The following is a 12,538-nucleotide window of genomic DNA, read 5'->3' on the forward strand; positions in this document are numbered from 1 at the left end:
CGATGGAATCTCTCACGTCCCTGCTCGACGGCTTCGGCACGGCGCTGACGCCGCTCAATCTGCTGTGGGCGGCGGTCGGCGTGCTGCTGGGCACCGCCATCGGCGTACTGCCCGGCATCGGCCCGGCCATGGCCGTCGCCCTGCTGCTGCCGGTGACCTACGGTCTCGACCCCGTCGGCGCGTTCATCATGTTCGCGGGCATCTACTACGGCGGGATGTTCGGCGGCTCCACCACCTCGATCCTGCTCAACACCCCCGGTGAGAGCGCGGCGGTCGTCACCGCCATCGAAGGCCATCCGATGGCGAAGTCCGGACGCGGGTCACAGGCACTCGCGGCGGCGGCCATCGGCCACTTCGCGGGCGGCATGATCGGCACGATCCTGCTGGTGGTCCTGGCGCCGACGGTCGCCGCGCTCGCGGTGGACATCGGCGCGCCCGACTATTTCGCGATCATGGTGCTGGCGTTCATCGCCGTCACCTCCGTGCTCGGCAGCTCGCGGGTGCGGGGCTTCGCGGCGCTGCTGATCGGTCTGACGATCGGGCTCGTCGGGCTCGACCAGATGACGGGCCAGCAGCGGCTCACCTTCGGCAGCCTCCAGCTCTCCGACGGCATCGACGTCGTGATCGTGGCCGTGGGGCTCTTCGCCATCGGCGAGGCGCTGTGGGTCGCGGCCCACGCGCACAGGAGCGCCGGGGAGTCGATCCCCGTGGGGCGTCCCTGGCTCGACCGGTCCGACCTGCGGCGCACCTGGAAGCCGTGGCTGCGCGGCCCGGCCATCGGGTTCCCGTTCGGGGCGATCCCCGCCGGCGGCGCCGAGATCCCCACGTTCCTCTCGTACGTCACCGAGAAGCGGTTCTCCCGGCACAAGAAGGAGTTCGGCAAGGGCGCGATCGAGGGCGTCGCGGGACCCGAGTCGGCGTCGTCGGCCTCGGCCGCCGGAACGCTGGTCTCGCTGCTGACCCTGGGCCTGCCGACGACCGCCGTGGCCGCCGTGATGCTGGCAGCGTTCCAGCAGTACGGGATCCAGCCCGGCCCGCTGCTCTTCGAGCGGGAGCCCGACCTGGTGTGGGGCCTCATCGCCTCGCTCTTCGTCGGCATGGTGCTGCTGCTGGTGCTCAACCTGCCGATGGCGCCGGTCTGGGCGAAGCTGCTGCGCATCCCTCGCCCGTACCTGTACGCGGGGATCCTCTTCTTCGCTGCCGTGGGCGCCTACGCGGTGGGCGGCGAGGCCATCGACATGGTGATCCTGCTCGTCATCGGGGTCGTCGGGCTGATGATGCGGCGCTTCGGGCTGCCGGTACTGCCCGCGATCATCGGCGTCATCCTCGGGCCCAACGCCGAGCAGCAGCTGCGCCGTGCGCTGCAGATCAGCGACGGCAACGTGACGGGGCTGGTGAACACACCGTTCGCGGTCACGGTCTACGTGGTGATCGTCTTGCTGCTCGCCTGGCCGTGGCTGCGGCGCCTGGCCGGGCGTGGACGGCCGCAGTGGCCCGGCGGTCCTCGCGAGGGCGGCCGCGGCGACGGCGGGGACGGTGGAGCCGACGGTGCTCCGGACGCTGACGGCAGCGACGACAAGGGCGAGACGGACGACAAGGAGGGCGCCAAGGTCTGAGACGGCCCTCCCCGTCTCCCGTTCTCCGTCTGCTGCTGGTCACAAGGCCGCGCCCCGTCCGTCCGGTGTCACCGGGCGGGCGGGGCGCAGTCGGGTGCGGGGCGCGAGCTCGTGATGCGGTGCGCGAGCTCCGTGCTGCGGTGCGGGAAGTCTGTGTGCGGGGGCCGCTTCAGCGGCGGGCGTGCCGGCCGCGCTGGCCGCCGTCGTCCGCCGAGTTCCCCGGCGCCCCGGTGGGCGGTACCCCGCCGCCGGACCCGGTGCCGGCCGATGAGTCAGCGCCCGGCGCCCCGCGCGACTTCCTCTTCCGGGCGCGCAGGTACTCCACGATGATCGGCGTGATGGACAGCAGGACGATGCCGACCAGCATCGCCTCGATGTTGTCGCGTACCGCCGCGATCTGCCCCAGCAGGGCGCCGAGCAGCGTGACGCCCGCGCCCCAGAGCACGCCGCCGATGACGTTGAAGATCAGGAACGAGCGGTACTGCATCTGGCTCACGCCGGCGATGATCGGCGTGAACGTGCGCACGATGGGCACGAAACGGGCCAGCACAAGGGACTTGGGCCCGTACTTCTCGAAGAACTCGTGGCCCTTCTCGACGTTCTCCTGCTTGAACAGCTTGGAGTCCGGGCGCTTGAAGATGGCCGGGCCGACCTTGCGTCCGAAGAGATAGCCCGCCTGGTCGCCGAGCACCGCCGCGATCACCACGAGCGTGCAGACCAGCCACAGCGGATAGTGCAGGTACTGGTCCGTCGCGACGAGCAGACCTGCGGTGAACAGCAGGGAGTCGCCCGGCAGGAAGAAGCCGATGAGCAGGCCGGACTCCGCGAAGACGATCACCAGGATGCCGATCAGACCGAAGGTCTGGATCAGATAATCCGGGTCGAGCCAACTCGGTCCCAGCGCGAGGGCGGTCACGTCACAGGCTCCTCATCAGTCGCACCGCAGGGGCGGCCGTCGTCGGGGGGTACACGCTATCAACGCTCAGGGAGGCCCGGACGTGCCGCCTGGCCCCTGCTGTCGCGCTTGTTCCCGGCTGTCGCCGCTGCATCGACCCGCGATTCGGGCCCGGTCCGATCAGGCCTGCGGGGCGGGCAGCATCTCGTTCCAGTTCGCCCAGTACCCGCCGTATCCGTCCGGAACCAGGCCGTCCGGCAGCAACATGTCTCCGGGGGAGCTCATCTGCTGGGTGGGGATGCCCGTGTGGTGCTGCACGGTCTCCCTGCGGTGCTTGCCTCCCTGCCGTCCCGTCTCCTCCGGCGCGACGAACAGCCGTCCCTGTGCGGAGAGATACTGCGCGCGGGCGGTCAGCCTCCGCAGGTCCGTGCCGAGTTCGAGCGCGAGGATCTCCAGGTCGACCCCGGACTGCCAGCCGTCGACGAGCACCGCGTCCTGGACGGGCGACCAGCCCATGTGGTCCGGCAGTTGTGAGTGGTCGTAGGTCTGGAAGTGCTCCTGCGGCTGCTGGTAGTGCTCCTGGGGCTGGTAGTACGACTGCGCGGCGTGGTGCTGGACCTGCTGGTGCTGCGCCTGGTACTGGACGTGCGGCTGCGACGGCATCTGCTGCGCCTGCGGCGCCTGTTGCTGACCCTGCACCTGGTACTGCGGCTGCGACTGTGTCTGGTCGGGCCCCGGAATGTGGTCGGCGGCCTGCGCGGGCGCCTGCGTGTGCGCGTGGGCCGCGTCATTCGCCCTTGCGTTCTCGTCCGTGCCGGAACCCGGGCCGGGTTGCTGATGCTGGAGCGGCGCCATCAGCAGATCGTCCGCGAGCGCTCGGGCATCGTCCCTGCCCACGGTGCGGCGCGCGATGCGCACCTCCCGCTCGGGCAGGCCGAGCATCTCGGCCACCGCCTTGTCGTTGCCGACCACCACCGCGAACGCCGCGAGGGAACGGGCCCGGCTCGCCTGTGCGTCGTCCAGCGTCACCTGCGCCGTACGCACCTCCTCGTCGCTCTGGCAGAAGGCTCTGGCCAGCACCGTGTGCCGTTCCCACAGCTCCCGAGGCTCCATGCAGACCCCGTGTCCTCTCGGTCCTTATGTACTGAATTCACAGTCCAAATCATGCAATCCGTATCTTCGTAGGCTCAATCTAGTGGCGTGAACGGCGATATCCGCCGCGCCGTGACGGCGTCCGGCGCGTTTCCCCTCGATTCCCCCGGGGTACACAAGTACGGCCCGACGGACGGCTTTGAGGCCGTCACTTCCGGGCGTCCCGCTCGTAGGCACCGCCTCGCCGGAGGCTCGCTCCCTGCTGCGTCGCGGCAGCGCGTCCCGCACCGCGCGGGATGGGTGGGCCCCAACTCCGCGTGAAACGTGAGTAGTTGAGGACGAGCTGACCTGGGACTCGCACAGGTGCAGCGTGGCTGCGGCCAGTTGGACCGTTGCCGTGCCGGCCTCCGGCAGCCGCCGCGCGGACGGGCGCCGCGTCCCGCAGGACCACCGGAAGAACACCCGCAGCAGGGACCGCAACCGTGCTCCCCGCCCCCGCATGTATCGCCCGATGGAAGTACCTCCCGTGCGCCGAGGAGACTCCGACTGCATGGCGAAACCGAGGCGCACGGGAGCTCAGCGGGGGCGCCTTCCTTCGGCTCCGCGCCCGGTTCCCGCCGTCGGGCGCCGCGTGCCTCAGCTCCCGGAGGAGGCGCCCGCCTCCTCCACGATCCTCCGCACGTTCTCCAACCGCCCCGGCGCCGAGGCCAGTTGATCGCGGCGGGCGCGGGCGAAAGCCCGGCCCAGTTCGGCACGGCGCCCGGAGCTCACGTTCTCGCGGGTGTCGTTGATGAGGGAACGCTCCTCCTCGTCCAAGTGGTGGTTGACCGCTTGGACCAGGGCCTCCAGCTTCTCGTCCCAGTCGTCGCTGCCGGGCGCGCCCGCCTCCAGCAGTTCGAGCAACGCCTCGTTGCCCTCGGCGTGTTCCTCCACGCCGTGCTCGACCTCTTCGTCGTCCACGTTCCGGTATCGGCGCAGGGCGGGGTAGACCTCCGTCTCCTCCGCCTCGGCGTGGGCGATCAGCAGATCGGCGAGCCTGTGAAGTGCCGCCGCGCGGTCGGCGTCGACGCTGCGCATCTCGCGGAACAGATCCTCCATCGCGCGGTGGTCCCTCAGGATCAGCTCCACGACTTCGTCCGCGTCTTCCTGCTTGCCCTGCTCGGCGGGTGAGTTGCCCATGGCACCTCCTCCGTTCTGTGCGGTCCTCCGGCCTGGGCCGGCCTCTTCCGCTCTCTCCGCCGGTCCCGCTGCCCGCGGATCGAGCGCTCGACTGGTTCCCCTCCCTGTGCGCGCCAGTCGTACGTGAGGGGGCTTCCCGGCCGCCTTCAAGAAACGGCCACAGGATCCGCACACCAGGTCACCGGAGTTCACCGGCTGTCATCACCCCAGCCCTCACCGGCGGCGACGCGGTCCGCGTTCGCGAGACCCACGCACGCGCGCGACGGTGGGGACTGAGTCCCCTTCTCCCGGGCCGGCTCCTGGCCGGACCTGGAAGAACCGGCAGAACCGCGAATGACCGGCAGAACCGCAGGATGGAAGGAGTCCAGCCATGGGCACCATCACCACCACGGACGGGACCGAGATCTTCTACAAGGACTGGGGATCGGGACGCCCGGTCGTCTTCAGCCACGGCTGGCCGCTGACAGCGGACGTCTGGGACCCGCAGCTGTTCTTCATCGCGTCGCAGGGCTACCGGGTCATAGCGCACGACCGCCGCGGTCACGGCCGCTCCGGCGAGCCGTGGGCCGGCCACGACATGGACACCTACGCGGACGACCTCTCGCAGCTGATGGACAGCCTCAACCTCAGCAACGCCACGCTCGTCGGGCACTCGACGGGAGGCGGCGAGGTGGCGCGCTACCTCGGCAAGCACGGGACGTCCCGCGTGGCGCAGGCGGTGCTGCTCAGCGCCGTACCGCCGCTGATGCTGAAGACGGACGCCAACCCCGAGGGGTTGCCGATGGAGGTCTTCGACGAGCTGCGCAAGGGCGTGCGGAAGGACAGGTCGCAGTTCTACCAGGACCTCACCGCGCCCTTCTACGGCGCCAACCGGCCCGGCTCGGACGTCTCCGAGGGCACGCGTGACGCGTTCTGGCTGATGGCCATGTCGGTGGCGACGAACGCCTCGTACGAGTGCGTGAAGGCGTTCTCGGAGACCGACTTCACCGACGACCTGACGCGGATCGATGTGCCCGTCTTCATCGCGCACGGCGACGACGACCAGATCGTCCCCATCGACGCGTCCTCGCCGAAGACGGCCGAACTCGTGAAGGACCCGACCCTCAAGATCTACCCGGGCGCGCCGCACGGTCTCTACGCCGCGCGCCACGACACGTTCAACAACGACCTGCTGGGGTTCCTGAAGACCGCCTGAGCGCGGAGCGGTGCCGGGGCCGGGCAGTCCCCGGCTGGGCAGTCCCGGGCTGGACGCGGGGTGGGGCGCGTCGCCTCCGAGGGGCGCGGGGGCGGCGTGGCCGCCTGGTCACCGCCTGCCCGCCTCCGTCGACGGGTGCTCCGGCCTCCTGGCCTCGGCACGCTCGCGCAGGCGCGCGGCCTCGTCCCGTATCTGCGGGAGCTTGCCGTACAGCGCTCTGCCCGGGCAGGAGGTCTCGTAGGCGTCCCGGTGCGCGGCTATGACGTGAAAACGGGCATGCTCGCCCTTGTCGAACCGGCTCTCGTCGCTCGAGGAGACAAGCCGCCTCGTGCTGTGCGGGTCTATGCCGCGCCGCAGCTTCCAGGCGGCGAGGGCGGCGATCGAGTCGATCATGGCCTGTGGAACCCGGGCCCCCTCGTCGAAGGTGCCCATCGCCGCTATGCCGAGGCTGCGGGCGTTGAACCCCTTCGTGTGCGCCCCTTCGACGGAGCGGCCGAGTGCGCCGGAGCGGCCCTCGTAGATGTTGCCGCAGTGGTCGACGACGAAGTTGTAGCCGAGGTCGTCCCAGCCGCGCTCGACGTGTTCCGTCTCCAGCTGCCGGAGCATCCGGGGCACCTCGTCGCAGTCGTAGCCGTTGGGCTGGCTCGTGTGGTGGACGAAGACGACCCGCACGCTGTGCATGGTCGACGCCCGCTCCCGCACCAGGCTCTCGTCGGCGTGCCAGGAGCTGCGCGGCACTATGTCGGGGCGTGGCGCGCCGGGCAGCGTCTTCGCCTCGGCCGGCTCGCGGTGCCGCTGCCGGTGCGCGGCGGGCGAGAGGGCATCCCTCGCCGGCTCCTCCCAGGTCATGGCGAACGCGAGCGGCACGAGTGCCACGTACACGAGCCTGCCGGGACGTCTGCGCTTGGGCTTACGGTGCCGCATAGGACAAAAGGTGCACCGGGGTCACGCGCTCGCACAGGTGACCGGATCCGTTCGGGTGAAGGGCCCGCTCCACTCCGGCCGCCGCTACGGCGGCACGGGGTCCGGCTCCTCGGGCTCCTCGGACCTCTCGGCCTCTTCGCGGCGTCCACGCGCGATGCGCCGCACGGCCGACACGGCACCGGCCACGAGGAGCGACACCAGCGGGCCTATGAACCACCGGGCCACGCCGTCCATGGCGAACCGCCCGCCCAGGTATCCCAGCCCGACGGTGTACGAGACGAAGACGGCCTCGGCGATCACGGCGCCGAGGAGATAGCTGCGCACCGGGTAACCGACCACGCCGGCGGTCAGCCCGCCCACGCCCCGCCCGCCGGGTACGAAGCGTACGGCGATCACCGAGGGCACCCCGTGCCGCTCCAGCCCGGCGGCCGTGCGCTCCAGCATCGACCTGCGGCCCGGCCTGCGGCTCAGCCAGGCGACGACCCGCCCGCTGGACCTCCGGCCCGCCCAGAACACGCCCAGGTCGCCCACGACTGTGCTGGCCAGCAGCACGAGGACGAGAAAGGGCAGGCTCAGCCCGCCCGCTGCGGCCATGGCCCCGGCACCGGCCACCAGGGCGGAGTTCGGGACCATAGGCGGCAGGGTGGCGAGCACCAGCAGGGCGTAGATCCAGTGCGTGCTGTCCATGTCCACGCTCCCGGCACCGTGGGTGATCGCCTCTTCGCAGGCTGACAGGAGCCGTGACGGTGTTCAACAGACGGAGAATGAGCCCGGGGAGAACTGCGAGTTCTCCCTTGGGGGTTCGCCCCGGTCACCCTGAGGCCACCCTGGCCGGTCACGGGCGCCGGTGCGTGCCGCCGTTGGGAGTACCGGCCTCCCGGCCGGTCGCGCCCTGGGACGGATTCCGGCGGATACGCCGTGGCGGTGCTCCTCCTCGCTGCCGGGACGGGCGGGACTGCCGGGACGGGCGGGGCTTCCGGGCCGGCGGGACTTCGGGTCCCGGCGTGCAGGGGGTGGACGGCGGCGGCGTCCACGTAGCCGTGGCGGCGGCGGCCGTGGCGGCGAGGTTGCCGTACGGCGGGCCGCCGAGGCGGTGGACAGGTCGGGGGTGTCGACGTTCGTGCCCGTACCCGCGTCGGAAAGGCCAGCCGGGGCCGGGCCGAGCGCGATGCGGCGCTCACGACCACGAGCACGACCACGAGCACGAGCACGACCACGAGCACGGTCACGGTGGTCCACTCGCAGAGCCCTCGCCGGTGCGGACCCGGCTGGTGCGTGGACGCGACGGCACGCCCACGCCCCGGCGCGGGTCGTGCCGCTCAGGTCACTTCAGCGCCTGCTTCGCCTGCTCGCGGGTCTCCTCGAACTCGTCGGCGTAGCTCTGCGCGTCGGAACTCTCCCAGTAGGGGCCGCCGTTGTAGCGGGCGGCAAGCTCGCGGTACTGCTCCGGTGTCATCTCCTCGGCCGGTACGTCGGCGAAGGAACTGTGGGCCTTGAGGTCCGCCATGTGCTTCGCTGAGATCAGCAGGTTCTGGCTGGGATCCTTCAACGAGGCTGTCAGCTCCTCGCGTTGGTCCCCGGTGAGGTTGGCCGGGTCGTATCCCAGCGTCTCCGCGGCACGGCGGACCTGCACGGCCATCGGCCCGTAAGAGGTGTTGTCACGGTCCCCGGCGAGCGGCCCCGGAAGGTAGCCGGGAGTGACCGGGCTCCAGTCGGACTCGGCGGTGTGCCGCAGCCACTGGGCCACGTCGTCGGCGACGTAGGGCTTGCCGCCGACCTCGACCCACGCGATGCCCGCCACCATGTCCGGCGGCAGACCGTACGCCCGCGCCGCCGCCTTGATGGCGGCCTTGTTGGCCTCGATCCACTCCTTCCTGCTGCCCAACGCATCGGTCAGCCAGAGGCTGTCGACGTCCGGCACGCCATTGCGGTGGCTCCGCAGGTCCTGGAGCAGCGGCGACACCCTCTCGTCGCCGATCGTCGGCACGCTCCCCTTTCCCGGGGCACTGCCGGGCAGCCGTGTCAGCACGGTGCCCCGGCCCGGTGCCTCGACGTCCTCCTGCGACAGGACGTTCACCTCGGACAGCAGGGCCGCCGCGTCCATGTGTCCTGTGCGGAAGCCCGGGATCAGCTCCTTGGCACGCCGGAGCGCGGCCACGCATTCGCCGCGCGGGCCCTGTTCGGCGCGGAGCGCCGCGCCGAACGCCTCGCCGGCCTGCTCGTGGTGGCGGTCGGCCTCGTCCACGATCTCCTCGCGGTCCACGCCCAGTTCGGCGAACCAGTCGAGCAGGCTCGTCGAGGAGCGCAGGTCCTCCCAGCGGCGCATCGGCTCGGCTTCCTGTGCGGAACGCGTGATCGGGACCGCCCCTCGGGAGATCAGCCGGGAGAGCCGGTCCTGGGCGTCGCACCCGAGTCGCAGCTTCCGCCTGGCGTCCTCGACAGCCCCGGCGTACGTCAGCAGGGCCGCCGACGCCGCTTCGTAGCCGTCCAACAGCCCCTGTATTAGGCCGTTCACGTCCCTCAGCCGGCCCTCGTAGCCGGCATCGGCGTCGCTGCTCCATTCCACGGACTCCGCCGCCCTGAGGGACTGCCCCACGGAGGCGAGCAGATCCCGCATGCGCTTGTACTCGGCGGCGTTGCGCTCGATCAGCCTCGGGTCGCAGTGCTCCAGGAACCTGACGTCCTCGTAGTACGCCACGGCCCTCAGCTTCCCTTCGGGGCGACGCACGCGGACGAGTCGGCGAAGTCCTTGAGCTTCGCCGCTGTACTGCCGTCCATGGCAGGGCCGTTGTCGGCAGCGGGCCTCAGCAGCGTGGACAGCGCGGTCAGCAACGCCGCGGCGTCCCGGCCCCGTTCGTCGGCCACGCGGGCGAGGTCCACGACCGCCGCGGAGACTTCCGAGTGCGATCGCGGAACGCGTGCCATGGTGCCGATGTCCCCGTCCAGGCGCCCCTGTTCGAGCAGCCGCGCGATCTCCAGCAGCGGATGCGGGCTGCCGCCGCCCGGCTCCGACTCCGGCTTCGACTTTGGCTCCGGTCCCGCACTGAGGCCCTCACTCATGCGCCAACTCCCCCCGGTGCCGCGGCTCAGGAAGGCCCAGCGTAGGCACGACGTCAACGGGCCGCCAGCCTCTGCGCCCGCGCACGGTGCGGCTCCCCGTCGCTTGGCCGTGTGCCACGCCACTCCGCTACAGCCCCGTCACGGAATCGGCGAACTCACGGCCGGCAGGGACGTCCTCACCGGAGGACCGGCGCGAGAGCCGCAGCGAAGCCACGCTCCCCTCTCGCCCCAAGTCCCGTCAGCAGAGGCTCGCTTACGCCGCCCGCCTCTTCCCGGTGTCCTTGGACGCCCGCTCGGCGAAGGTCAGCGGCACCTGCTCGACGCGGACCAGCCCCTGCGTACGCCCCTGGAGCTTGGGCGGACGGTAGTCCGCGTCGTTGCTGTAGCGCTCCATGGCCGTGTTCGAGAGGTACTCGCATCCGTTCGCCGCTCGTCCGACGGGGCGGTGCAGCCGCCCCATCAGCCGGTTGAGGCCGGTGAGCGAGTCGTGCAGCTCGCCCATGATGTCGGGCTCGATGTCGCCGAAGGCTTCCTTCTTGAACTCCAGCCCGTAGCGGCGGGCCTGCTGCACCATCCACAGCAACGCGATGTCGGACAGCCCCGTCTTCTCGTAACCGCCGCCGACGTCGCAGTGCACTCCGCTGAACCACACCTGTTTCAGTTCCTGGCCGCTCTTGGCGGCTCCGGGCTGCTGGTGCCACAGCGTCGGGGTGAACGGCGTGCGCTGCTCGTCGATGGCCAGCGCGTGGAAGGCTCCCTTGATCCAGCTGCTGAGCTCGGTGTCGTGGAACGCCCACCTTCGGTTGAACGGGGCACCGATCGGGATGCCGAGGGCACCGACCGTGTCCCACACCCCGATGAAGTGGATCCCCGTCTCATGCGCGTGCGCGCCGCGGAACAGCCTGGAGGCCGTGCTGGTCGGCTTCTCGGCCCGGTCGCGGTACAGCGCCCACGCCTCCTTGACCCGGTGGGCGCTCTCCCGGCGCAGGATGCCGGAGTTGCGCACCAGGCCGGCCAGGCTGCGGGCGGTGAAGGCGCCACGGCTGAAGCCGAACAGGTACAGCTCGTCACCGGGCTCGTAGTTGTCGACAAGGAAGCGGTAGGCGTCCTGGACGTTGCCGGACAGCCCCATGCCGAAGGCCCCACCGCGCCACCGCTGCCACGGGCGCATGCCGACGCCGCTGCCGTAGTACACGCGCTGCGCCGCCCCGTCGGCCTCCGTCCGAGCCGCCAGGGCGACCTTGGTGACGTTCGTCGTGCGGGGCTGGTCGGCGAAGTTCCATGTGCCGTCACAGCAGACGATCAGTTTCCTGGCCACGGCATCTCCTTCCGCGGAGAACTGCGGCGACGACGTCGTGGACGTCGTCGCCCGGCTCTCGCGGCGCGGACAGCGGGCCGCGAGGCTGGTGGTCGGGACCGGATTCGACGATCGCACGGCTCCGACGGGCTCGCCATTCGGCCCAGTCCTGTCCTGCCGCCGCCATCGGGCGAGCTCGTGGCCAGGTGGCCAGGTGGTCACGTGGTCAGAGCTCACACCTGGTTCACCTCACCTGGCCTGTGCCGCCTGGCCGCCTGGCCACCTGCCGTCCATTGCGGGGGCAGGTGGCCAGGCATACGCGTGGGAGGGCGATCGCCTGATCCCGTACCGCACCCGGCGATCGCCCGGAGGAGCCTCAGGCTGCGGTGAGTTCCCGTTCGCGTCCGGTGTCGGAATCGGCGTCGACCTCGTCCCGGAGGCGTTGGCAAGTGCGGCTGATGAGGCGGGAGACGTGCATCTGCGAGCAGCCGAGTTCGTCGGCGATCTTCGTCTGTGTCATGTCGCAGAAGAAGCGCATGTAGAGGATGCGCTGCTCACGCTCGGGAAGCCGCTTGAGGCGGGGTTTGACGGACTCGCGGTAGATGACGTGGTCGAAGCCCGGTTCGGTGCGGCCGAGGGTGTCGGCGAGGGAGTATCCGTCCTCGGCGCCCGGCAGTTCGGCATCCAGGGACAGGGTGCTGTAGCTCTCCAGTGCTTCCATGCCCACCAGCACGTCCTCCTCGGACATTCCGGCATGTTCGGCGATCCGCGCCACGGTGGGGCTGCGGTCGCCCATCGTCAGGCTGAGTTCGCGGCGGCTGACGCGGACCTTGTTGCGCAACTCCTGCACGCGCCGCGGCACGTGCAGCCCCCACATGTGGTCGCGGAAGTGGCGTTTGATCTCACCGACGATGGTCGGGATCGCGAAACTCTCAAAAGCCTTGCCGCGGCCGGGGTCGTAGCGGTCGACGGCCTTGACCAGGCCCAGCGAGGCGACCTGCTGCAGGTCCTCCAGGTTCTCCCCGCGGTTGCGGAACCGCTGCGCGAGACGCTCCGCCATCGGCATCCACGCCTCGACGACCCGCTGCTTGAGCTCTTCCTTCTCCGGCCCCTCGGGGAGCGCGACGATGCGGCGGAAGTCCTCCGCGGTGTCAGGGGCATCGTCGTGCGGGTGACGGGCACGCTTCGTACGCATCTGTACGGCTGACATCGTGCTGGTGTCCTCTTCCCTCCGGTACTGCGTCCAAGCGGACACCGCGGGAGAAGGACACAGGCGGGCC

General features: G+C 70.8%; 11 protein-coding genes. 2 read left to right on the forward strand and 9 right to left on the reverse strand.

What is annotated here, in order from left to right:
• The first annotated feature begins 2 nt into the window (after positions 1-2).
• The gene (locus tag G4Z16_RS13645) at positions 3-1,616 is read left to right on the forward strand and encodes a tripartite tricarboxylate transporter permease (protein ID WP_197351040.1); all 1,614 of its coding nucleotides are present in this window, start codon (positions 3-5) and stop codon (positions 1,614-1,616) included.
• Positions 1,617-1,785: 169 nt separating this feature from the next.
• Here G4Z16_RS13645 and G4Z16_RS13650 read toward each other — a convergent pair whose 3' ends face one another.
• The 3 genes from G4Z16_RS13650 to G4Z16_RS13660 form a co-directional block, all read right to left on the reverse strand.
• Complete coding sequence (locus tag G4Z16_RS13650; protein ID WP_197351041.1) at positions 1,786-2,532, reverse strand: DedA family protein; 747 nt, start codon at positions 2,530-2,532, stop codon at positions 1,786-1,788.
• Positions 2,533-2,691: 159 nt separating this feature from the next.
• On the reverse strand, positions 2,692-3,624 hold the full coding sequence (locus tag G4Z16_RS13655; protein ID WP_197351042.1) for a hypothetical protein: 933 nt from the start codon (positions 3,622-3,624) through the stop codon (positions 2,692-2,694).
• A gap of 615 nt (positions 3,625-4,239) precedes the next feature.
• Positions 4,240-4,782 carry a hemerythrin domain-containing protein gene (locus G4Z16_RS13660; RefSeq protein ID WP_197351043.1) on the reverse strand — a complete coding sequence of 181 codons (543 nt, stop codon included), beginning with the start codon at positions 4,780-4,782 and terminating at the stop codon, positions 4,240-4,242.
• Between the two features lie 370 nt (positions 4,783-5,152).
• Here G4Z16_RS13660 and G4Z16_RS13665 point away from each other — a divergent pair, with 370 nt between their 5' ends.
• Entirely contained in the window at positions 5,153-5,977 is an 825-nt protein-coding gene (locus tag G4Z16_RS13665) for an alpha/beta fold hydrolase (protein ID WP_197351044.1), read from the forward strand.
• A gap of 108 nt (positions 5,978-6,085) precedes the next feature.
• On the opposite strand, the gene G4Z16_RS13670 is transcribed toward G4Z16_RS13665, so the two are convergent.
• The 6 genes from G4Z16_RS13670 to G4Z16_RS13695 all read right to left on the reverse strand — a co-directional run bounded on the left by G4Z16_RS13670 (position 6,086) and on the right by G4Z16_RS13695 (position 12,468).
• Positions 6,086-6,901, reverse strand: coding sequence for a peptidoglycan recognition protein family protein (locus G4Z16_RS13670; RefSeq protein ID WP_197351045.1), 816 nt, complete (start codon positions 6,899-6,901; stop codon positions 6,086-6,088).
• An 84-nt stretch (positions 6,902-6,985) separates the two neighbouring features.
• A complete protein-coding gene (locus G4Z16_RS13675; RefSeq protein WP_197351046.1) occupies positions 6,986-7,588 on the reverse strand; it encodes a DedA family protein in 603 nt (200 codons plus the stop codon).
• 637 nt (positions 7,589-8,225) lie between these two features.
• A complete protein-coding gene (locus G4Z16_RS13680) occupies positions 8,226-9,599 on the reverse strand; it encodes a hypothetical protein (RefSeq protein WP_197351047.1) in 1,374 nt (457 codons plus the stop codon).
• A gap of 5 nt (positions 9,600-9,604) precedes the next feature.
• Positions 9,605-9,961, reverse strand: coding sequence for a hypothetical protein (locus G4Z16_RS13685; RefSeq protein WP_197351048.1), 357 nt, complete (start codon positions 9,959-9,961; stop codon positions 9,605-9,607).
• A 253-nt stretch (positions 9,962-10,214) separates the two neighbouring features.
• Positions 10,215-11,279 (reverse strand): DUF2235 domain-containing protein, encoded by a 1,065-nt coding sequence (locus G4Z16_RS13690; RefSeq protein WP_197351049.1) that lies wholly within the window; start codon positions 11,277-11,279, stop codon positions 10,215-10,217.
• A gap of 355 nt (positions 11,280-11,634) precedes the next feature.
• Positions 11,635-12,468, reverse strand: a complete 834-nt coding sequence (locus G4Z16_RS13695; RefSeq protein WP_197351050.1) for an RNA polymerase sigma factor SigF — start codon at positions 12,466-12,468, stop codon at positions 11,635-11,637.
• Positions 12,469-12,538 lie beyond the last annotated feature (70 nt).

Origin of the sequence: Streptomyces bathyalis, from assembly GCF_015910445.1 — a bacterium.
Lineage (GTDB): Bacteria > Actinomycetota > Actinomycetes > Streptomycetales > Streptomycetaceae > Streptomyces > Streptomyces bathyalis.

Coding starts and splice junctions, on each gene's coding strand:
- G4Z16_RS13645 (WP_197351040.1), top strand. CDS start 3: ATGGAATCTCTCACGTCCCTGCTCGACGGCTTCGGCACGGCGCTGACG.
- G4Z16_RS13655 (WP_197351042.1), bottom strand. CDS start 3,624: ATGGAGCCTCGGGAGCTGTGGGAACGGCACACGGTGCTGGCCAGAGCC.
- G4Z16_RS13660 (WP_197351043.1), bottom strand. CDS start 4,782: ATGGGCAACTCACCCGCCGAGCAGGGCAAGCAGGAAGACGCGGACGAA.
- G4Z16_RS13665 (WP_197351044.1), top strand. CDS start 5,153: ATGGGCACCATCACCACCACGGACGGGACCGAGATCTTCTACAAGGAC.
- G4Z16_RS13670 (WP_197351045.1), bottom strand. CDS start 6,901: ATGCGGCACCGTAAGCCCAAGCGCAGACGTCCCGGCAGGCTCGTGTAC.
- G4Z16_RS13675 (WP_197351046.1), bottom strand. CDS start 7,588: ATGGACAGCACGCACTGGATCTACGCCCTGCTGGTGCTCGCCACCCTG.
- G4Z16_RS13685 (WP_197351048.1), bottom strand. CDS start 9,961: ATGAGTGAGGGCCTCAGTGCGGGACCGGAGCCAAAGTCGAAGCCGGAG.
- G4Z16_RS13695 (WP_197351050.1), bottom strand. CDS start 12,468: ATGTCAGCCGTACAGATGCGTACGAAGCGTGCCCGTCACCCGCACGAC.